15 protein-coding genes are annotated in these 20,622 nt (G+C 72.5%); 7 read left to right on the top strand and 8 right to left on the bottom strand.

The genetic code is table 11. The features are described from left to right. Positions 1-38: 38 nt before the first annotated feature. Together ABZX96_RS00825 and ABZX96_RS00820 are read right to left on the bottom strand one after the other, a co-directional pair. Complete coding sequence (locus tag ABZX96_RS00825) at positions 39-836, bottom strand: exodeoxyribonuclease III (protein WP_355535550.1); 798 nt, start codon at positions 834-836, stop codon at positions 39-41. A 173-nt stretch (positions 837-1,009) separates the two neighbouring features. After that, the gene (locus tag ABZX96_RS00820; RefSeq protein WP_355535547.1) at positions 1,010-1,360 is read right to left on the bottom strand and encodes a peptidase inhibitor family I36 protein; all 351 of its coding nucleotides are present in this window, start codon (positions 1,358-1,360) and stop codon (positions 1,010-1,012) included. Between the two features lie 397 nt (positions 1,361-1,757). Between ABZX96_RS00820 and ABZX96_RS00815 the strand changes: the two genes are divergently transcribed. The 6 genes from ABZX96_RS00815 (at position 1,758) to ABZX96_RS00790 (ending at position 7,404) form a co-directional block, all read left to right on the top strand. Further along, positions 1,758-2,231, top strand: a complete 474-nt coding sequence (locus ABZX96_RS00815) for a GNAT family N-acetyltransferase (RefSeq protein WP_355535544.1) — start codon at positions 1,758-1,760, stop codon at positions 2,229-2,231. A 209-nt stretch (positions 2,232-2,440) separates the two neighbouring features. Then, positions 2,441-3,385 carry an ABC transporter ATP-binding protein gene (locus ABZX96_RS00810; RefSeq protein ID WP_355535541.1) on the top strand — a complete coding sequence of 315 codons (945 nt, stop codon included), beginning with the start codon at positions 2,441-2,443 and terminating at the stop codon, positions 3,383-3,385. Then, entirely contained in the window at positions 3,382-4,389 is a 1,008-nt protein-coding gene (locus tag ABZX96_RS00805; RefSeq protein ID WP_355535538.1) for an ABC transporter permease subunit, read from the top strand. The genes ABZX96_RS00810 and ABZX96_RS00805 overlap by 4 nt, the downstream gene beginning before the upstream one ends. A gap of 172 nt (positions 4,390-4,561) precedes the next feature. Continuing rightward, entirely contained in the window at positions 4,562-4,969 is a 408-nt protein-coding gene (locus ABZX96_RS00800) for a GntR family transcriptional regulator (protein WP_355535535.1), read from the top strand. Between the two features lie 228 nt (positions 4,970-5,197). Beyond that, entirely contained in the window at positions 5,198-6,034 is an 837-nt protein-coding gene (locus tag ABZX96_RS00795; RefSeq protein WP_355535532.1) for a MerR family transcriptional regulator, read from the top strand. A gap of 5 nt (positions 6,035-6,039) precedes the next feature. After that, positions 6,040-7,404, top strand: coding sequence for a glycosyltransferase (locus ABZX96_RS00790; protein ID WP_355535529.1), 1,365 nt, complete (start codon positions 6,040-6,042; stop codon positions 7,402-7,404). A gap of 188 nt (positions 7,405-7,592) precedes the next feature. Here the strand turns inward: ABZX96_RS00790 and ABZX96_RS00785 are convergent, their stop codons facing one another. The 6 genes from ABZX96_RS00785 to ABZX96_RS00760 all read right to left on the bottom strand — a co-directional run bounded on the left by ABZX96_RS00785 (position 7,593) and on the right by ABZX96_RS00760 (position 18,648). After that, positions 7,593-10,898: a glycoside hydrolase family 38 C-terminal domain-containing protein gene (locus tag ABZX96_RS00785; RefSeq protein WP_355535526.1), complete on the bottom strand. Its 3,306-nt coding sequence runs from the start codon at positions 10,896-10,898 to the stop codon at positions 7,593-7,595. 475 nt (positions 10,899-11,373) lie between these two features. Further along, complete coding sequence (locus tag ABZX96_RS00780) at positions 11,374-13,566, bottom strand: endo-beta-N-acetylglucosaminidase (protein ID WP_355535523.1); 2,193 nt, start codon at positions 13,564-13,566, stop codon at positions 11,374-11,376. Positions 13,567-13,819: 253 nt separating this feature from the next. After that, entirely contained in the window at positions 13,820-15,175 is a 1,356-nt protein-coding gene (locus tag ABZX96_RS00775; RefSeq protein ID WP_355535520.1) for a glycosyl hydrolase, read from the bottom strand. Between the two features lie 209 nt (positions 15,176-15,384). Further along, positions 15,385-16,197 (bottom strand): carbohydrate ABC transporter permease, encoded by an 813-nt coding sequence (locus tag ABZX96_RS00770; protein WP_355535517.1) that lies wholly within the window; start codon positions 16,195-16,197, stop codon positions 15,385-15,387. Positions 16,198-16,274: 77 nt separating this feature from the next. Then, positions 16,275-17,201 carry a sugar ABC transporter permease gene (locus ABZX96_RS00765; protein WP_355535878.1) on the bottom strand — a complete coding sequence of 309 codons (927 nt, stop codon included), beginning with the start codon at positions 17,199-17,201 and terminating at the stop codon, positions 16,275-16,277. A gap of 100 nt (positions 17,202-17,301) precedes the next feature. After that, positions 17,302-18,648, bottom strand: coding sequence for a sugar ABC transporter substrate-binding protein (locus tag ABZX96_RS00760; RefSeq protein ID WP_355535514.1), 1,347 nt, complete (start codon positions 18,646-18,648; stop codon positions 17,302-17,304). 678 nt (positions 18,649-19,326) lie between these two features. On the opposite strand from ABZX96_RS00760, the gene ABZX96_RS00755 reads away from it, so the two are divergent. After that, positions 19,327-20,469: a LacI family DNA-binding transcriptional regulator gene (locus tag ABZX96_RS00755; protein ID WP_355535875.1), complete on the top strand. Its 1,143-nt coding sequence runs from the start codon at positions 19,327-19,329 to the stop codon at positions 20,467-20,469. Positions 20,470-20,622: the final 153 nt, after the last annotated feature.

Here is a 20,622-nt window from a genome sequence, read left to right as displayed (position 1 = left end):
CTCGGGCTCGCGCCATCCGGTGACCGCCGCCCCCGCCCTCACCGCTCGAACGTCACCGTGACCGGCGCGTGATCGCTCCACCGCTGGTCGTACGAGGCGGCGCGCTCCACCTCGGCCTTCACCGCGCGGCGGGCCAGGCCCTCGGTCGCGACGGCGAGGTCGATGCGCCAGCCGGCGTCGGTGTCGAAGGCCTTGCCGCGGTAGGACCACCAGGAGTACGGGCCCGCGACGTCCGGGTGCAGAGCGCGGACCACGTCTACGTAACGGGCCTCGTCGTAGACGCGGGTCAGCCAGGCGCGTTCCTCGGGGAGGAAGCCGGCCTTCTTCTGGTTGGCCTTCCAGTTCTTGAGGTCGGCTTCCTGGTGGGCGATGTTCCAGTCGCCGCACACCAGGACCTCGCGGCCGGAGGCGGCGGCCCGGTCGCGGAGTTCGATCAGGTACGGGAGGAAGGCGGCCATGAAGCGTTCCTTCTCGTCCTGGCGCTCGGTGCCGACCTCGCCGGAGGGCAGGTAGAGGCTGGCGACGGTGACGCCCGGCAGGTCGATCTCGACGTAGCGGCCGGAGTCCTCGAATTCCGCGCAGCCGAAGCCGACCTGGACGCGCTCCGGCTCGCGCCGCGTGTAGAGGGCGACGCCCGCGCGGCCCTTGGCGGCGGCCGGGGCGTGGACGGTGTGCCAGCCGGCGGGGGCGCGGACCTCTTCGGAGAGCTGCTCGGGTTCGGCCCGTACTTCCTGGAGGCAGACGACGTCGGCGCCGGTCGCCGCCAGCCAGGGCAGGAAGCCCTTCTTGGCCGCGGCCCGCAGCCCATTCACGTTCACGGTCGTCACGGTCAGCAAAACGAACTCCCCAATCACAGCGGCGACAGGGAAGCCTACGTGACGCGGACGCCCGGGGGCTATTCGCCCGTCCTTTGGCCAGTCGTTGCGCCGTTCGCGGACGCACTTCGGCCGCGACCCTTCTTGGAAAGGGTCGCGGCCGAAGTGGGCTCAAACCGGGAAGTCCGCCGGGATTACTTCCAGGAATTCACCGTCCCCAGGTTTTCCTTGTGTCCCGGGTCGAGGACCTGGCCGTTGCCGTTGCAGTTGGGCTCGTTGTAGAAGGTCCAGGACTTGGGCGTGTTGTTCTGGACGACGCGGGCGTATCCGCCGGGGACGTTGTCGCAGGTGTGGTTCTGGGGGTTGTAGTACTTGTAGTCCGGCGGCCCCGACGGGTCGGACTCCTGCCAGAAGCAGACCGTGTTCTTCGGACACAGCGCGCCGGAGGCGCCGGTGTCCCCGTCGTCCGCGCTGGCCGTCGCCGATGGAATGAGCAGCGTCATGGCCGCGACCGAAACGGCCATGGCGATACGTACCGCCTTCATGTGTTCCTCCTCGGAATCACGTGAACTCCCCTGCCGGGGCTCACTCACGACGTTAGGAAGAGGAATTCGATAGAGCAATAAGAATAAGGATGAACACCCGTAAGGATCATCCGTCGAAACGGCGTACCAGGAGAGAAAAACGATACACCAATTGAAGGAATCGATTTATTTCTTTCCATGTGCCCGGAATTGGCAAACGCGGCGCCCGATGGTGTGACTTATGATTGTCGGGCCTGCGCATTTACGTACCCGGCGATCGGCCGGAAATCCCTTGCCGAGCGGGCCGCGCCACGGCAAACCACGCCCTTCCATGTGGCGAACCGCACCCCTCCCTGTGGCGAACCACACCCTCTCCTTCCCGCCCCTCCCCCATCCGCTCACCCGTACGATTCCCCGGATGGAGATCCGTTCCGCCCGCTACGACGACCCAGACGCGGTCGCCCTCGACGCACTGGTGCAGCAGGAGTACGCACGCCGCTACGGCGAGGGCGACCTGACACCGCTCGACCCGCAGATGTTCGCACCGCCCCACGGCCGCTACCTGATCGCGTACGAGGACGGCCGCCCCCTCGCCACCGGCGGCTGGCGCAGCCAGGAGAAGAACGACGAGGGGTACGCGGACGGCGACGCTGAGATAAAGCGGATGTTCGTGGTGGCCCAGGCGCGCGGACGCGGGCTGGCCCGGCGGATACTCGCCGAGCTGGAGGCGGACGCGCGGGCCGCGGGCCGGACGCGGATGGTGCTGGAGACCGGCACCAAGCAGCCCGAAGCCATCGCGCTCTACACCTCGTCCGGATACGTGCCGGTGGAGAAGTTCGGCCTGTACCGGGAGTACGAGACGAGTCATTGCATGGCGAAGTCGCTGGTCTGAGGTCCCGCGCCCCCGTACACGTTCCTGTCCCGGCCGGTCTCCCGCGTGGAGGCCGGCCGTTGTCGTGCGTACGGCCGGTGCTCGCCGTCCGTACGGCCGTCCCGACCGCCCCGGCCGCCTCCCCCGGCCGTTTGACAGTGATCCGGAACGCTCCCCATACTCATTCCACTAATGAACTAGTGGAAGTAGTGAAAGGGGGGTGGTGACCGATGACCCACCCGAGCTCATGGGCCATCGAGGCATCCGGCCTGGGGAAGCGGTACCGCCGCGGCTGGGCCCTGCGGGACTGTTCCTTCCGGCTGCCGGCCGGTCGCATCTGTGCCCTGGTGGGGCCGAACGGCGCGGGCAAGAGCACGTTTCTGGGGACGGCCACCCGCCTCGTGGAGCCGTCGGCCGGAACGCTGCGGATCTTCGGCGTGCCCGTCACCGACCCGGCCGTGCTCCAGCACATCGCCTTCCTCGCGCAGGACAAACCCCTGTACACGCGGTTCACCGTGGCGGAGACGCTGCGGATGGGCCGCGAGCTCAACCCCCGCTGGGACCAGGCGGCGGCCGAACGCATCGTGCGGGCCGGGAACGTCCCGATGACGGCCCGGATCGGCACCCTCTCCGGCGGCCAGCGCACCCGCGTCGCCTTCGCGCTCGCCTTCGGCAAGCGGCCGGACCTGCTGCTGCTGGACGAGCCGATGGCCGACCTGGACCCGCTGGCCCGGCACGAACTGTCCGGGCTGCTGATGGCGGAGGCCGCCGAGCACGGCACGACCGTCCTGATGTCGTCCCACATGCTCTCCGAGATGGAGGAGATGTGTGACTACCTGGTCGTCCTGGCCGAGGGGCAGGTGCGGATGGCCGGGCCGACCGACGCGCTGGTGCCCGCGCACACGCTGGTCACCGGCGTGGCGGTGGGGGCAGGAGTCCCCGAGGGCCTGACCCGCGCGCACACCGTCGTCGAGTCCCGCGTGACCGGGCGGCAGTTCACCGCACTGGTCCGGGGCGGGGGCGGGCTGCCCGCCGACTGGGAGACGCACGAGCCGACCCTGGAGGAAGTGCTGCTGGCCTACCTCCGTTCCCCGCAGGCGCCGCCGCTGATCGCGGACGAGGCGCGGATGGACGGCTCGGACGGCTCGGACGACTCCCGGGAGGTGGCGGCGTGAGCGCCCTGACACCCACTCGTACGGCGCCGGGCTCCGGCGCATCGGCATCGGGCACCCGGCGCGGGGTGCTGCACGGCATGACCTGGCTGGTCTGGCGGCGGCACCGGGCCGCCCTGTGGACCGCCATCGTGGTCACGGTCGTGGCCTGCGCGTACTTCGTGTACCAGCGGTTCGGACTCATGGACTTCCTGGACACGCACCAGGTCGGAAGGTCGTCCAGGCCGGGTTCCGACGTGCTCACGAAGTTCGACGAGGAGTACGCGCCGTTCTTCCGTGGTGCCACCACCCTGTTGACCTACTTCCCGTTCGTCGCCGCCGTCTTCCTCGGTGCCCCGCTGATCGCGCACGAGCAGGAGCACGGGACGGTCAAGCTCGCCACCACGCAGTCCGCCGACCGGGGCCGCTGGATCGCCGTCAAGCTGGGGCTGCCGCTGCTGGTGCTGCTGGCGTGCACCACGCTGCTGAGCGTCACGTTCACGTGGCTGTGGATGCCCGCCCGCGCCCTGGTGAGCAACGGGAACTGGCTGGAGAGCGACCTTTTCGACGCGACGGGACCGATGCCGGTCGCGCTGAGCCTGCTGCTGACCGTTCTCGGTATCGGCAGCGGTGTGGTGCTGCGGCGGACGCTGCCCGCGATGGCCATCACCTTCGTCGCCGCGAACATCGTCAGCATGGCGTGGAGCATGATCCAGAAGTCGCTGGCGCCCCTGCGCCACCTGTCCTACCCGCTCAACGGCGACTTCCCCGACATGCCCGCGACCGATGTCCAGATGGACCAGTGGGTCGCCACCGCCGACGGCCGTCTCTTCGGCATCGGCACCTGCGTGAACGAGACCAACCCGGACGCCTGCTACGCCCAGAAGGGCATCGTCAACCGTGTCGTGGACTACCTCTCCTTCGACCAGATGGCGGGGATGCAGTGGATCGGCGCGGGGTTCATGCTCGCGGCCACGGCGGTGCTGATCGGCCTCATCGTGTGGCGCACCCGCCGGCGGCCCCTCTGAGCGCAAAGGACGGGTTCCCGTACGGGAGTCCGTGCGGAAGGGGAGCTTCCGGCATGAAAGGTGCTTTGACACCCCGTACCGGTGGCCCGATCATCGAGCCGACAGGCCGCGCCACAGGGACGGCCACGGGGACGCCCACAGGGACGGCTCCGGGAACGGCTCCGGCGGAAAGGTGGTGAGCGTGGTCGAGTTCCGCATCGATCGGCGCAGCGGCGTCGCCACCTACCTGCAGATCGTCCAGCAGGTACAGCAGGCACTGCGGCTCGGGATCCTCGTGGAGGGCGACCGGCTGCCCACGGCCGCGCAGGTCGCCGCCACCACGAAGGTCAACCCGAACACCACGCTCAAGGCATACCGGGAGCTGGAGCGCGAGGGGCTGGTCGAGCCCCGCCCGGGCCTGGGCACCTTCGTGAGCCGGTCGCTGGCCCGGCCCGAGTCCGCTGCGGACGGTCCCCTGCGCGAGGACCTGCGCGGCTGGATGGACCGTGCACGCGCGCAGGGCCTGGACCGGGAGGACGTGCGGGCGCTGGTGAACGCGGTGCTGGAGGAGAAGTACCCGGGAGCTGAACCGGGGACGTGAGGAGGGGCAGGCCTTCGCGGCCTGCCCCTTTTGCGTGTGCGGGCGCCCGTCTTCTCCTCGTGTGTAGGCGCCCGTCCCTTTCGTGCGCGCGGCCCCCGGTTGACCCTCACCCCACGTCAGGCCTCAGCCTTTCCCCGTACGCGGACGAGGGCGTACGGGGGCGCGCGGCCCGTTCAGTGGGAGGCCGCGCGGTCGGCGTCGGCACGGTGAGAGGCGGTTGGCGGTTCCATGGAGTACTCGGTCGGGCAGGTTTCCGGCTTCGCGGGGGTCACGGTGCGGACGCTGCACCACTACGACAAGACCGGGCTGCTCTCGCCGAGCGCCCGCAGCGCGGCCGGTTACCGCCTCTACGGCGACGCCGACCTCGCGCGCCTTCAGCAGATCCTCTTCTACCGTGAGCTGGGTTTCTCGCTGGAGGAGATCGCCGCCATCCTGGAGGACCCGCAGGCCAACGCCCTGGACCAGTTGCGGGCCCGGCACCGTCTCCTGAAGGAGCAGATCGACAAGCTGCACCGGCTGGTGAAAGTGGCCGAGCGGGCCATGGAGGTGCAGCGGACCGGGGTGGAACTGACCCCCGAGGAACGGTTCGAGGTCTTCGGCGAGGTGACCTTCGACCTCAGTTACGCCACCGCCGCCCACCTGAAATGGCAGGACAGCGGGGGCCACCAGCAGGCCATGGCGCGCGCCGCCGCGCACACCAAGGAGGACTGGGCGCGGATCATGGCGGAGGCCGCCGCGTGGCGGCACCGGCTGACCACCGCTTTCGACGAGGGCGCGCCGGCCGACGGCGACCGGGCCATGGACCTGGCCGAGGAGCACCGGCGGCACATCACCCGCTGGTTCGCGCCCTGCCCCACCGACATGCACGGCCGGATCGCCGACGACTTCGCGACCGACCCGCGCGCCTTCGCCCTGGTGGTCCCGCCCTCGGAGCAGCGGCCGGGCCTGGCCCCCTACCTGCGGACGGCGGTGCACGCCAACGCCGTCCGCCACGCGGACCGGCCGTCCCAGCCGTCCCCGCCATCCCAGTCGTGCCGGTCCGCCCAGCCTCGTACGGAGTCCTGATCCTGATGACGACGACGATCCTGATCGCGGCGGCGGGTTCGTACGGGGACGTGGCCCCCTTCACCGGGCTCGGCGCGCGGCTGCGCGAGGCCGGGTACACGGTGGCGCTGGCCACGCATGATTCCTTCGCCGGGTTGGTGGAGGGCGCCGGGTTGGAGTTCCGGAGGCTGCCGGCCGATCCGCGGGCGGGGGCGACCGACCCGGGTGGGCCGGAGGCGACCGGGGCGCCCGCATCGCGCTCGTCCGGCCCCGCATCGTCCGCGTCGTCCGCATCGTCCGCGTCGTCCAAAGGCGGCACCGCCCTGGACAGCCAACGCGCCCTTATGCGCCGCGCCGCCGCCTTCGTCCAGGAGCTGGGCCTCGGGATCGCCGAGGCCGCCTCGCCGGGCGCTGACCTGTTGCTGCTGTCCGCCACCACCGCCCCGCTCGGGTGGCACGTCGCCGAGGCGCTGGGCGTCCCCAGCCTGGGGACGTACCTCCAGCCGACCGCGCCCACCGGGGACTTCGCCCCCGTCGTCGGCGGGGCCCGCTCGCTGGGCCGCTGGGGCAACCGGGTCGCGGGCCGCCTGTCGCTGCGCGTGGTGGATCGCCTGTATGCGGGGGCGGTGCGCCGGTTGCGGGACGAGTTGGGGTTGCCGGCCGCCACGTCGCGGGCGGTGCGGGCGCGCCAGGAGGCGGCCCGGTGGCCGGTGCTGCACGGGTTCAGCCGGGCGGTGCTGCCGCGGCCCGCCGACTGGCGGCCGGGGCTGGAGGTGGTCGGCAACTGGTGGCCGTACGTGGCATCGGAGGACCGGCTGCCGCCCGAGGTGGAGGACTTCCTGGCCGCCGGACCGCCGCCCGTCTTCGTCGGCTTCGGCAGCATGGCGGCCGGGCGCGGGGAGCAGGTGGCCGAGGTGGTGGTGCGGGCGCTGCGGCGGGCCGGGGTGCGCGGGGTGCTGCAATCCGGCTGGGCGGGGCTGGCCGGGCCGGACGCCGGGGACGACATCCTGACGATCGGCGAGGTGCCGCACGCCCTGCTCTTTCCCCGGATGGCCGCGGTGGTGCACCACGCCGGGGCGGGCACCGCGGCGGCGGGGCTGCGGGCGGGGGTGCCCGCCGTCCCGGTGCCGGTTCTGGCGGATCAGCCGTTCTGGGCCGGCAGGCTGGCGGCGCTGGGCGCCGCGACCGCGCCGCTGCCCTTCCGGGAGCTGACCTCCGCGGGCGCCGGGGCCCGCCTCGCCGAGGCGATCGGCCGGGCCGTGAGGGACCCGGGCCTGCGCGAACGGGCCGCCGACGCCGCCCGCCGCATGGCGGCGGAGGACGGCGCGGGGGAGGCGGTGAAGGCGGTCGAACGGCTGAGGGCTGGTGACGGGGGGCCGAGCACCCTATAGGCCGCACCCGTAGCCCCAAGGGCGCGGGCGGCACGGAGGTAGCCCCAAGAGTGCGGGCGGCGCAGAGGTAGCCCCAAGAGTGCGGGCGATGCGGAGGTAGCCCCAAGGGTGCGCGCGGCGCGAAGGGCGCCCGAAGGGTGCGGGCGGCGCGGAGATGGAGGGGAGCCGCGCCGCCCGCACCCGGTCTCTTACCCGCCGGCCGCCGCGGAGAGCCGGACGGTGACGATTTGGAAGGGGCGAAGGGACAGTCGCACCTGTCCGCCCATCGTGGCGTCGTACACCACGGCGGCGGAAGGACGGAGCCGCGAAGCATTCACCCCGGTGGCCCCGTTCGCCCCTGCCGTCTCCTGCGGCCCGTACGCCTCACCACCGAACACGCCACCGGCAGCGGACGCGTACGGCTCGCCAGCAGGCACACCACCGACGGTCGGCCCGTAAGCCTCCCCACCCGACACACCACCAACAGCCGGCCCGTAAGCCTTCCCACCCGACACACCAGGCAGCGGGAGGGGCGCCTCCGCTCCGTGCTGCTCCTCCCCGGTCTCCCCCCACCCCCGCTCCAGCAGATCCGTCTCCACCGCCGTCGCCACCGGGAACGAGACCCCCAGCGTGGCCGTCGCCCGGCCGCCCCGGGACTCGTAGAGGCGCACGACCACGTCGCCGCTGCGGTCGTCGGCGAGTTTGACGGCGGCCACGACCACCGCGTCGTTGTCGACGGTCACCAGCGGGGCGACCGGTTCGCCCGCGCCGCGCACCGTGCGTTCCGGGAGGTTGATCCGGTAGCCCTCGCGAACCGCGTCGCCCACCCCCGCGCCGGGGACGAGCGCGTAGCGCAGGTGGTGGTGGCCCTGGTCGGTCTCCGGGTCCGGGTAGCGGGGGGCGCGCAGGAGGGAGAGGCGGACGGTGGTGGTCTGGCCGCCGTCCGGGCGGATGTCGCGGGTGACGTCGTGCCCGTACGTGGAGTCGTTGACCACCGCGACGCCCCAGCCCGGTTCCTCGACCTGGATCCAGCGGTGCGCGCAGATCTCGAACTTGGCGGACTCCCACGAGGTGTTGGTGTGCGTGGCGCGGTACACGTGGCCGAACTGCGTCTCGGCCGCAGACCGTTCCGCCTTCACGTCCAGCGGGAACGCGGCCTTCAGCAACGTCTCGGACTCCCGCCAGTCCACGTCGGTGTCGATGTCCAGGGTCTTCGACCCGGCCCGCAGCGTCAGCGTCTGGGTGACGGACGAGGCGCCGAAGGAGCGGGTCACCCGCACCTGGCCCTCCTCGCCACCCGACGCGGTGAGGGACAGCTCGCTCACGTCCGTCAGGTCGGTGACGTTGTGGCGGTAGAAGGCGTCGATGTCCCAGGCGTCCCACATGTTCGGCAGGTCCGGGTGGGTCTGGAGGAGGTTGCCCGCCGCGCCGGGGGCGAGGGCTTCCCGGCCCGCCTCGATGTCGTACGCGGAGACCACCAGTCCGCGGCCGTCGATCTCCACCCACAGTCGGCCGTTGTCCAGCGACCAGCCGCCGGCCGGGCGCTCGGTGACCGTGACCGGAGTGCTCTCCGAGTGCGCCGGGACCACCTCCGCGCCCCCCGCCGGAACACCGCGCCGGGCGTGCGGAGCCCCGTTGAAGACCAGCTCGCGGTCCCCCTCCCCCGCCAGCGCCCGCTGCGCCGCCTCGATGATCGCCGTCAGTTCCGTCCGCACCCGGGCGTAGGTCTCGCGGGCCTCGCGGTGCACCCAGGCGATGGACGTGCCGGGGAGGATGTCGTGGAACTGGTGGAGCAGCACCGTTTTCCACAGCCGCTCCAGTTCTTCGTACGGATACGCGTACCCGGGGACGCGGACGGCGGCGGTGGCCGCCCACAGCTCGGCCTCCCGCAGCAGCGACTCGCTGTGCCGGTTGCCCTGCTTGGTCTTGGCCTGCGAGGTGTACGTGCCGCGGTGCAGCTCCAAGTAGAGCTCGCCGACCCACACCGGCGCGTCCTCGTACTCCGCGTGCGCCTTCTCGAAGAAGGCCGACGGCCGCTCGATCGCGACCCGCGGCGAACCCTCCAGGTCCCGCAGCCGCGCGGCGCGGGCCAGCATCTCGCGGGTCGGCCCGCCGCCCCCGTCGCCCCAGCCGAAGGGCACCAGGGAGCAGGATCCGCGGCCCTTCTCCTGGTAGTTGCGGGCCGCGTGGGCGAGCTGGGCGCCGCCGAGGTCGGAGTTGTAGGTGTCCACGGGCGGGAAGTGGGTGAAGACGCGGGTGCCGTCGATGCCCTCCCACCAGAAGGTGTGGTGCGGGAACTTGTTCGTCTGGCTCCAGGAGATCTTCTGCGTCAGGAACCACCGGGAGCCCGACAGCCGGACGATCTGCGGCAGCGCGGCCGTGTACCCGAAGGAGTCCGGCAGCCACACCTCCTTCGTCTCGATCCCGAACTCGTCCAGGAAGAAACGTTTCCCGTAGACGAACTGCCGGGCCATCGCCTCCCCGCCGACCATGTTGGTGTCCGACTCCACCCACATCCCGCCGACCGGCACGAACTGCCCGGCCGCCACCTTCTCCTTGACCCGCGCGTACACCTCGGGCCGGTGCTCCTTGATCCAGGCGAGCTGCTGCGCCTGCGACATGGCGAAGACGAACTCCGGGTGGTCGTCCATCAGCCCGGTCACGTTGGACGCCGTCCGCGCCACCTTGCGCACCGTCTCGCGCAGCGGCCACAGCCAGGCCGAGTCGATGTGCGCGTGCCCGACCGCGCTGAGCCGGTGCGCGGAGTGGTGCGCGGGCGCGGCGAGCACGTCCGTCAGGCAGGCGCGGGCGCGCGCGGCGGTCCCGGGGACGTCCGTCACGTCCAGCGCGTCGAGAGCTCTCTCGACGGCCCGCAGGACGGTGTGGCGGCGGGCGTCGGTGACGGCCAGCTCCGCCATCAGGGCCTCCAGCACCTCCAGGTCCTGGACGAGTTCCCACACCTCCGTCTCGAAGACGGCCAGGTCCATGCGCTCCAGCCGGTACAGCGGGCGGTCGCTCGCGGTGAGCCGGTCGCCCTCGTAGGTGGGCGCGTGGTCGGTGATGATCGGGTTGGCCGCCGCCTCGACGAAGAGTTCCACCTCCTCGCCGCCCCGCGCGCCGTCGGTGATCCGCACCCAGTCGTTGTACGGGTTGAGCGCCTTGAGCGCCTTTACGGTGCCGCCGTCCGCCCGGTAGACCAGGCCCTCGCACTGGAAGCCGGGCATCTTGCGGTCGAACCCCAGGTCGAGCACGGCCTCGACGGTCCGGCCCGCCCACTCGGCCGGCACCTGCCCGGTCACCCGGAACCAGGTGGTGCCCCAGGCCGGTCCCCACGCCTCGTCCTGCTTGGCGGGGCGGTAGGGGGCGGCCAGGCCCTCGGCGACGGGGACGGGTTCGCCGGGCGCGTCCCAGCGTTCGACGGAGAGCGGGACGGAGCGGGCGCGGACGGCGGGGCGGACGCGTTCGCGGAGGGTGCGGCGTAGGCGGTGTTCGACGATGCTGCGGTCGTCGTGCATGGGGGCTGCTCCGGGGGGTGTGTAGGGGGGTGGCTCGGTGGCGGGGCCTCGGTGGTCGAAGTGGGTGGTCGGAGTCGGCGGTCGATGTCGGCGGTCGAAGCCAGCGGTCGACGTCGGCGGTCGGAGTCGGCGGTCGACGTCGGCGGTCGAAGCCGGCGGTCGACGTCGGCGGTCGGAGTCGGCGGTCGGAGTCGGCGGGGGGCTCGCTCGGGTTATCGGCGTCGGGACGGGGACGGAGACGGGGACGGGGGCCGGGACGAGGACGGGGACGGGGGCCGGGACGAGGACGGGGACGGGGGCCGGGACGAGGACGGGGACGGGGACGGGGGCCGGGACGAGGACGGGGACGGGGACGGGGACGGGGACGAGGCCAGGGACGGGAATGGGGACGGGAACGGGGTGGCCACCGGGTGCCCGGGCCCGTCACCGTCGTCACCGGACACGCGGCGTCTGCTTACAGGTGCATTGCCGGAAATCACCACCCGAACACGGCCGCCGCCGGCACCGAAGCCGTGTAGAGCTCGCCCACGGCCCGGACCTCCAGCCGCGTGGACGCCTCCCCGGCCGTCCGGCGCAGCCCCGGTACGTACAGCGCCGTGCCGCACGTACCGCCGAGGAAACGCCGCCCGCCGCCCGGCAGGACCTGGTGCACCTCGTAGTGGCGTAGGGCGGCGCCCGCCCGCCGGGCCGGGGGCTGCCAGGTGAGGCGGAGCTCGGCCACGCCGTCCCCGGTGACGCGCGAGGCGGCAACCTTCAGGGTGCTCGGCGCGGCGGGCGCCTGCTCCTCGGCCGCGCCCTCGCGGACGGCCAGCGAGCCGAGCCGCCAGCGGGCGGTCCCGCCTTCCGGGGCGACCAGCCGGACGCCGAGCCCGTGGACGGTGGCGGCCCGGCCTCCGCCACCCGCGAGCGGGCCGAGTCGCACGACGGTCTTCGCCCAGCCGTCCGCCGCCCGCACGGTGCGGGCCGTGAGGTGGCGGTAGGCGGGCGCGGCACTGGCCTTCGCCGGTTCGGCCAGGGCGACGGCGAGTTCGACGGTGACGGGCGGGGAGCCCGGGTCCACGCGGTGGACGAGTTCGGCGACGGTCTCCGGGCCGAGCGGCAGGCGGGTCTGGAAGAGGTCGAGGGTCACGGGACCGGCCGCGGCGTCCTGCGCGGAACCCGCCGCCCGCCCCATCTCCCCCTCCACCAGCAGGCTGCTCCCGCCCCGCCACGCGTCCGCGAAGTCGAACCCGACCCGGGGGCGCGGCGCTCCCGCCGTCCCCGTCCGCACCGACCACCGGCGGCCCGGCAGCCGGTCCTGGAGCGCCAGGTGCTGCCATTCCCCCTCGCCGGTCCGTACGCCGTCCTCGTACCACCCCGTCCCGTGACCGGTGTTGAAGGCGGAGGCGAACGGGACGGACGTGACGGTGGACCGGTCGGCGACCTGCCGGGCCGCCGGGCGCCAGGAGCCGGGCCCGGCGGGCGCGGCCGGATCGGTGTTCGCGCCGCCCCAGAACTGGTCGTCGCGGGCGTGGAACGCCCCCGGTGCCTCCCCGTTCCGCCGCGTCCACTCGGGCCGGTACAGCCCGTACGAGACGACGTGGTCCCGGCCGTCCGGCACGAACGCGTCCCAGTCGACCCGCGTGCCCCACCCGTTGGCCTCCACGTCCAGGCCCGCCCACAGCTCGTAGGGCGAACGGCCCAGCCGCCGGGCGTAGGCGGCCGACGACGCCAGCCGGGACGCGCTCCACCGGAAGTCGACGAAGAAGGTGTCGGCCTGCTTCTCGGTGCCCCGCTGGAAGAACAGCGCGTTCCGGTCGTTGAGCGCGCCCTGCCAGTTCACCCAGCCGTCCGCGGTCATCGAGTCGTACCAGGTGATCCGCAGCTCCGGCGCGCCCTGCCGCAGCGCCGCCACGAAGTCCGCGAACTGCCGCGCCAGCGCCGCGTCCCCGCCGCTGGTCTCCGCGTTCAGGAACCAGCCGTCGAACCCGTACGTACGGGCCACCTGGATCATCTTGTCGGCGATCGGGAAGCGGCCCCGGGCGTCCTTCTGGACCAGCTCCCGCGTCCACTTCAGATCGCCGCCGTACGCGGTCGGCGGCAGGAAGACGTTCCCCAGGACGCGGACGCCGTTGCGGTGCGCCGCGTCCACGACGGGCGCGTTGGGGGCGAGGATGATGCCCTCGCCGGAGGAGCCGCCCCAGAAGACGAGTTCGTCGAGGTAGGCCCATTGGGTGAGGGCGTAGTAGTCCGCCTTGGGGGCGCCCTGGGAGGGGTTGGCGGCGGTGCCCGCGAAGGAGACCAGCGCCGAGATCCGCGCCTGGTCCGCGCGGGCGGTGCCGTTGGCCGGGACGGGCGTGAAGCGCGCGGCGAGCGGCACGGTGGCCGTGTTGTACGGGAGGTCGGGGTCGTCCTGGGGACGCCAGGTCTTCAGGCTGCGCCATACGGCGCCCGGATCGGGCTCGCGTCCCTCGGGGAACGTCTCGGGGAACCAGTACGAGGCGTAGGGCTGGAGGGAGGGCGTGGGGGCCTTCTCCGATGTCTCTCCGGGCGCCTGTCTGTCGTGGCTGTCCTGCGCGTCGGCGCGGGCGATCCCGGCCGAGGCCAGCGGGAGGACGGCCGCGGTGGCGGCGGCCTGGGCGACGACGGCCCGGCGGGAGACGCCGGGGCGCTGCTGAGCGGGGGACATGGGGCTCCTCGGGGTCGGTCGAACGGGGACGGGCGGGGACAGGGTGGGACGCGTGGGGACGGGCGGGGACGAGCGGACGGGGACGGGCGGGGACAGGCTGGGACGCGCGGGGACGAGCGGACGGGGACGGGGACGACTGGCGCGGGAAGGGCGGGATCGCGGCGGATGGGAATGGGAATCGCTGGGACGAGGTGGGAAAGCCGGGGACGGAAGGGGTTGGGGGAACTGGACGGGACGGGCTCACCGACGGCGCTCACGTCACGTCGCTGGGCCGCACCACCTCCTCGATCCCCCGTCCGGCCAGGTGCTCCGCGTCGTCCGCGTACCGCTCCAGCACCACCGCCGCCCGCGTGCCGCCCGCCGCCAGCCGGGCCCACGCCTCGAAGAAGGCGCCGCCCGGGGCGCAGACCGAGCGCCGCGGCGCGGTCTCCTCGTCCCCCGCGTCCAGAACGAGCGCGGTACGGCGCCGGAGGGGCCGCGGCGGATCGGTACGCCCATGATCAGTACGAGTTCGATGAGCCCCCGCCCGCTCGGCACGCAGCCGCTCCGCCGCACGCGCCATCGCCCTCCCCGCCGGCTTGACCTCCCGCTCGGCGGTGAGCAGCCCGAGCCCGTACTCCAGCTCCGGGAAGTCGGCCAGCTCGCGGGAGACATCGTGCGAGCACCACCACGTGATCGCGGTGAGCCCTTCGCAGGTCAGGGCATTGTCGATGGTCGCCTCGGTGAACTCGGCGGCGTGCTCGGCGGGGATCAGCGGGGCCGGGGCGCCGACTTCCTGGAGCCAGACCGGGCGGCGCGGGTCGCGGGCCCACGCCTTGGAGAGCTCGACGAGGTATTCGGCGTGGTGGACGGTGGCGGCGCCGGTGCGGCCGTGGCGCTGCGCGGTGCCGTTGAAGACCCACGCGTGGATGGTGGTGACGGGTCCGAGGCGGGCGGCGTGCGCGGGCGTGAAGGGGTGATCGTCCCGGAACCACACCGCGTCGTACTCGCTGTGCGTGTGCGTCCGGCCGGGCGCGGCCCGCTCGCACACCTCAAGCAACCGCGTCAGCCAGTCCCCGGCCTCCTTGGGGGTGCACCGGTCCGGGTCGGGATGCGGGGCGCCGGAGAACTGGTTCACCTCGTTGCCGAGCGTCATACCGAGGAAGTTGGGCCGGTCTGCGAGGGCTCCGGCCAGCTCGCCCAGGTAGCGGGCCTGTCCCTCGATGGCCTCCGGGTCGGTGAACAGGTTCCGCCGGTGCCACGTCCGCAGCCACGCCGGGACGAAGTCGAAGCTGGACAGGTGCCCTTGGAGCGCGTCCACCGCCACGCCGAGCCCGCGCTCGGCCGCCGCGTCCACGAGCCGGCCCAGTTGCTCGACGGCACGCGGCCGGACGAGGGAACGGTTGGGCTGGAAGACCGGCCAGAGGGCGAAGACCCGCAGGTGGTCGAGCCCGAGTTCCGCCAGCGAGTCGAAGTCCCGGCGCACGTCGTCCAGGTCGAAGTCCAGCCAGTGGTGGAACCAGCCGCGGCTGGGCGTGTAGTTGGCGCCCAGCCGCGGCACCGCGTCCGGGTCGGTGAGGGACGCGGGCGGGGCGGGCGAGGCGGCGTGCGGTCCGGAGGACGTCGTCATAGTGGCGCGGGCTCCTGATCGGTCTCGTCGGGATGTGCCGTACGAAGCGAAGGGAGGTGCCGTGTGGAGCGAAGGAGCAGGTCGTACAGAGCGAAAGACGCGGGCCGCACGCAGCGGAAGGGCGGGCCTCACGGGACGAAAAGGCGGCCCTCCTATGAGGAACCGCACCCGGCGAACCGGCCCCCCTGCGCACCGCCCCTCCCCTCCCCTCACGTCTTGATCGCCCCCTCCCCCACCCCCTTGAAGAAGAACCGCTGAAGCGCGAAGAACAGCGCCATCATCGGCAGCAGCGCCGCCATCGCCCCCGCCGCGACGATCCGCTGGTCGTTGACGGTGGTGGCGCCGGCCAGCGTCTTCAGGCCGAGTTGCAGGGTGTAGTGCTCGCTGTTGGTGAGCACGATCAGCGGCCACAGGAAGTCGTCCCAGGCGCCCATGAAGCTCGTCAGGCAGACCACCGCGAGCGCCCCGCGCGCCGCCGGGACGAACACCCGGGTGAAGCGCTGCCACTCGTTGGCGCCGTCCAGGACGGCCGCCTCCTCGATCTCCCGGGGCACGGCCAGGAACGCCGCCCGCATGATCATCAAGTTGAGGACGGAGACCGCGCCCGGCAGCCACACGCCGACGAGCGTGTCCACCAGCCCCATCGACCGCACCGTGAGGAACATCGAGATCATCACGGATTCGAACGGGAACATCAGCGTCGCCACCAGGACCGTGAACACCACCCGGCGCCCCGGCCACCCCGCCCGCGACAGCGCGTACCCGCCCATCGCCGCGAACACGCAGTTCGAGCCGACCGCCAGCACCGCCACGACCAGCGTGTTCCCGACGTACTGGAGCAGCGGGAAGGACTCGGCGACCCGCGCGAAGTTGTCCAGCGTCGGCGCGGACGGCAGCAGGCCCGCGTAGACGTTCTCGCCGCGCCCCTTGATCGACGTCAGGAACTGCCACACGATCGGCCCGAGCATCACCACCAGCACCAGGCACAACGTCAGGTACCGCCCGGCCAGCCCGGCGACCACCCGCCCGCGCCCCCGCCCGCGCCCCCATCCGTCCTTCGCTCGGCGAACGGACGCGGAGGCACGCAAGCCGGTCCCGCTCACCGCTCATCCCCCCTCGTCAGCCGATGCCCCACCAGGCTGAACACCAGCGTCAGCAGGAACAGCAGCAGCGACACCGCGGCGGCATACCCGGTCTCCCCCGCGAACCCGAGCCCCACCTGCCGGATCAGGAACGGCAGCGTGCGCGCCCCACCGCCCGGCCCCCCGCTCTCGCCGCCCAGGATGTAGATCTCCGTGAACACCCGCAGCGCGGAGATCGCCGACAGCGTCCCCACCAGCAGCATCATCGGCTTCACCGAGGGCACGGTGATGCTGACGAACCGCCGCACCGCCCCCGCCCCGTCCAGCGCCGCGGCCTCGTACAGCGACGAGGGAACGTTCCCCAGGGCGGCCAGGTAGAAGACCATGTAGTACCCCAGGCCCTTCCAGATGGTGACGATCATCGCGGAGACCAGCAGCAGCGTGGAGTCCGTCAGGAACGGCACCGGCCCGGACAGCACACCGAGCTTCTCGAAGACCGTGTTGACCAGTCCGTCACTGCGCAGCACCCACTGCCAGATCAGCCCCACGACCACCGCCGACGCGATCACCGGCGTGTAGAACGCGGACCGGAAGAACCCGATCCCGGGGATCTTCTTCTGTACGAGCACCGCCAGCGCCAGCGGCAGCACGACCAGGCACGGCACGACGACCACCAGGTACAGCACACTGTTGCGGGCCGCCGCCCAGAAGTCGGGGTCGCCCAGCGCCCGCCCGTAGTTGTCGAGCCCCACGAACCGGCCGCCGGTCAAAATCCGGGCGTCCGTCAGCGACAGCACCACGGTGTTCACGAACGGCCACAGGCTGAACAGCGCCACCATCACCAAACCCGGCAGCAGGAACAGATACGGCGCCCACCAGCGCCGATGCGGAAACCCGGTCTCGCGATCCGTCCTCCGGCCACTCCTACGGACGTGCGGCGACATCCGTACGGCGTCCTCCGGCGCCCCCGACGCGTCCCCTTCGGCCGTCACCGGCCTGACGCCCACCGCACTTCCAGGCAACGACGACGACATGACGACGCCCTCACCGCTTCCGCTGCCGGGCCAGGATCTCGTTCGCCGCCTCCTGGGCGGCGCGCACCGCCGTCCGGGCGTCCTGCTCGCCCTTGATGGCCTTCTGGACCTCCCGGACCACCGCGTCCCCGATCTGCGTGGTCCACTCCACGGGCGTGTTGGCGTCCAGCCGCGCGGTCTTCAGCTCCTCCGCGCCCACGGCCCGCGCCACCGTCTCCGGGTCCTTGCCGTCACCCCGGTCCGAGAAGTACGGGTCACGCAGCCCCTTCGCATGGGACGGGTAGATCGTCACCCGCTTGGCGAACGCCACCTGGTTGGGCCCGTTGGTCACCCACTTCGCGAACTCCGCTGCCGCGTCCGGGAACTTCGTGTCCTTCCGCACGCCCAGCGACTGCGTGTAGATCCCGATGTGCCCGAGCGTCCCGGTGATCGCCTTCTCGACCCGGGTCTTCCGGTACGCGTCCGGGGCGTTGCGCCGCACGTCCTTGATGACGCCCGGCGAACCCGGCCCGAACACCAGCTTCCCCGCCCCGTAGAGCTGCGCGAGATCGTCGGCCTTGGTCAGCGACTCCTTGGGCATCGCGCCCTTGTCGTACAGCTCCTTCATCCGCGCCACCCACTCGGCGGCCTTGGGGGTGTCGAAGGTGAATGCGTCCTTCTCGGCGTTGAGCAGCGGGACGCCCATCTTCTGCCAGTCGCCGGGCAGCCGCCCCTTGGGGTCGGCCATGAAGGCGTAGTACGCGCCACCGGACCGCTCGGCGATCCGCTCCGCGTAGTCGAAGAACCGTTCCACCGTCGTGGGCGGCCGGTCCGGGTCGAGCCCGGCCCTCGCGAACAGCTCCGTGTTGTACGTCAGGATCTCGGGGGTGACGTACCAGGGGTACGCGTAGACACCGTCTCCCTTACCCGGCAGCTTGTACTGCTCCCAGGCCCCCGGCACGTACTGCGTGGCCACCTCGGGATCGAGCCGGGCGACGTCCGCCAGCATCCCCCGGTCACCGAGCAGTTGGAACGAGTCGGTGTTGAGGTTCACCACGTCGGGCAGCGCCCCCGCCTGCGCGTCGGCGACCAGCTTCTCGTTGTAGCCCTCGCCCGGCACGTCCTCCCACTTCACCGTCACCTTCGGGTACTTCTTCTCGAACGCGTCGATGACGCCCCGCACGTACGCCGTGAACATCGGCTTGAGCTGCAGCGTGCGGAAGGAGATCTCCCCGGCCACCTCGCCGGTCCTCTCCGGTTGCCGGCCGCTCTCGGCGGCGTCCTCCGTCCCGCTGATCCCGCACGCCGCGGTGGCCGATAACAGGGCGCCCACGACGGCGGTGGCGAGGGAGAGCCGGGTCAGCTTCTTGCGCGTCATGCGGGGCCCCTTCGGCAGGAACAACGGCAGGAACACACGGAAACGACGGGTGGGGAGCAACTGGCCACAGGACAGGGGAAATACGTCGTACAGCGCGGTCGGCGCACGGGGGTGTACGCGCCGACCGCGCTGCGGGGGCGGCGACGCCAGCGTTGTCGTAACGCCGTTACACCGTCAATGCACTTGCGCCCAGAAAACCTTCGTACGGGTTTCCCAACCCCGTTCCCCCGCGCCCCCAAGCCACGAGAAAACCCACCCGCAATGCCCCGTCACCTGGGCTAATGCGCTAAAGCCGAACGACCCGGCACCACACATCTCGATTCGATAACGAGGGAGCGCGGAAGCCCCACCCCGGCGAACTCCCGACCCTCCCCAGCAAAGGCGCAACCAACTCCACTAATGCGGTTTAGCATGCGGATTTCCGGGGCAACTGGCCACCACCCGCGCCGCGTTCCCCGCCACCCGTACGAGGAGACCCGGCCCTTGCAGAACCCCAGGCAGCGCCCCGCCCCGACGCCCCCGACTCCGACACCCCCTGCGCGTCCGGCGCCCACCCCGGAGGGCCGCCCCGACACCACCGCGACGGACCCGCCCCGGGCCCGGCCCATCCCCACCCAGCAGGGCCGCCCCGCCCCCACCCCACGACAGCAGCCCCCACCCCCACGCCGCCGCCCCACCATGAAGGACATCGCCGAACGCGCCGGCGTCTCCCCCTCCGCCGTCTCCTTCGCCCTCAACGGCCGGACGGGCGTCTCGGAGGGCACCCGGGCCCGCGTCCACCAGGTCGCCGCCGAACTGGGCTGGCAGCCCAACAGCGCCGCCCGCGCCCTGTCCGGCGAACGCGCCGGCTGCGTCGGACTCGTCCTGGCCCGCCCCGCCCGCACCCTCGGCGTCGAATCCTTCTTCCTCCAACTGGTCTCCGGCATCCAGGAAGCCCTCTCCACCCACCACACCGCCCTGCTCTTCCAGGTGGTCGAAGACCTCGCCACCGAGTGCGCGACCTACCGCCGCTGGTGGGCCGAACGCCGGGTGGACGGCGTCCTCGTCGTCGACCCCCGCACCGAAGACCCCCGCCCCACCCTCCTCACCACCCTCGGCCTCCCGGCCGTCGTCATCGGCGCCCTGAGCGCGGAACCGGTTGCCGCCGACCCCACCGGAGGGCCTGGAACGGAAGGCCCGCCCGAGGGCCCGGAAACAGAAGGCCCGTCCGCCGACGAAGCCCGTGAAGGCGCGGAGGACGCAGAAGACCCCGACGCCGCCGCGCCCCCCTGGCTCTCCACCGTCTGGGCCGACGACGCCGCCGCGATGCGCTCCATCGTCGACCACCTGTACGCGCTCGGACACCGCCGCATCGTCCACATCGCGGGCCTGCCCGGCCTCGCCCACACCGAACGCCGCGTACGCGCCCTTCGTACCGAGGCCGACCGCCTCGGCCTGGACCCCGCCCAGGTCCGCTCCGTCCCCACCGACTACTCCGACACCGAAGGCGCCGCAGCCACCCGCCGTCTCCTCGACGCGACCGCCCCGCCCACCGCGATCATCTACGACAACGACGTCATGGCCGTGGCCGGCGCCTCCGTGGCCGCCGAACGCGGCGTCCCCGTCCCCGCCGCCCTCTCCCTCGTCGCCTGGGACGACTCCGCCCTCTGCCGCGTCACCCACCCCCGCCTGACCTCCCTGGCCCGCGACACCCCCCGCTTCGGCCGCCTCGCCGCCGAAGAACTCCTCGCCCTCCTGGACGGCGCCCCGACCCGCCAGGTACAGGCGGAACTGCCACGGCTGGTGGTGCGGGAGAGCACGGGGCGGGTGGGGGCCGAGTGAGGGACGGGCCAGCCCACAGGGCGTGGGCTGGGCCAAAGGCCCCGGACCACCTCGAAGCCTCTGACAAGCCAAAAAGGCCAGGTCAGCCTAGAGACCCCGGCCCCAAATCAGCCCGAATCGCCCCGGGGTAACCAGCCCCCAACCGCCCCCACC

It is taken from the genome of Streptomyces sp. NPDC003077 (genome assembly GCF_040611095.1).
Lineage (GTDB): Bacteria > Actinomycetota > Actinomycetes > Streptomycetales > Streptomycetaceae > Streptomyces.
Note: the sequence above shows the minus strand (reverse complement) of the source record. Positions and strands in the feature narration are given on the sequence as shown.

Bases quoted from the DNA above. Each gene is read 5' to 3' on its own strand.
- ABZX96_RS00820 (WP_355535547.1), bottom strand. From the start codon at position 1,360: ATGAAGGCGGTACGTATCGCCATGGCCGTTTCGGTCGCGGCCATGACG.
- ABZX96_RS00815 (WP_355535544.1), top strand. From the start codon at position 1,758: ATGGAGATCCGTTCCGCCCGCTACGACGACCCAGACGCGGTCGCCCTC.
- ABZX96_RS00810 (WP_355535541.1), top strand. From the start codon at position 2,441: ATGACCCACCCGAGCTCATGGGCCATCGAGGCATCCGGCCTGGGGAAG.
- ABZX96_RS00795 (WP_355535532.1), top strand. From the start codon at position 5,198: ATGGAGTACTCGGTCGGGCAGGTTTCCGGCTTCGCGGGGGTCACGGTG.
- ABZX96_RS00790 (WP_355535529.1), top strand. From the start codon at position 6,040: ATGACGACGACGATCCTGATCGCGGCGGCGGGTTCGTACGGGGACGTG.
- ABZX96_RS00785 (WP_355535526.1), bottom strand. From the start codon at position 10,898: ATGCACGACGACCGCAGCATCGTCGAACACCGCCTACGCCGCACCCTC.
- ABZX96_RS00780 (WP_355535523.1), bottom strand. From the start codon at position 13,566: ATGTCCCCCGCTCAGCAGCGCCCCGGCGTCTCCCGCCGGGCCGTCGTC.
- ABZX96_RS00775 (WP_355535520.1), bottom strand. From the start codon at position 15,175: ATGACGACGTCCTCCGGACCGCACGCCGCCTCGCCCGCCCCGCCCGCG.
- ABZX96_RS00765 (WP_355535878.1), bottom strand. From the start codon at position 17,201: ATGTCGCCGCACGTCCGTAGGAGTGGCCGGAGGACGGATCGCGAGACC.
- ABZX96_RS00760 (WP_355535514.1), bottom strand. From the start codon at position 18,648: ATGACGCGCAAGAAGCTGACCCGGCTCTCCCTCGCCACCGCCGTCGTG.
- ABZX96_RS00755 (WP_355535875.1), top strand. From the start codon at position 19,327: ATGAAGGACATCGCCGAACGCGCCGGCGTCTCCCCCTCCGCCGTCTCC.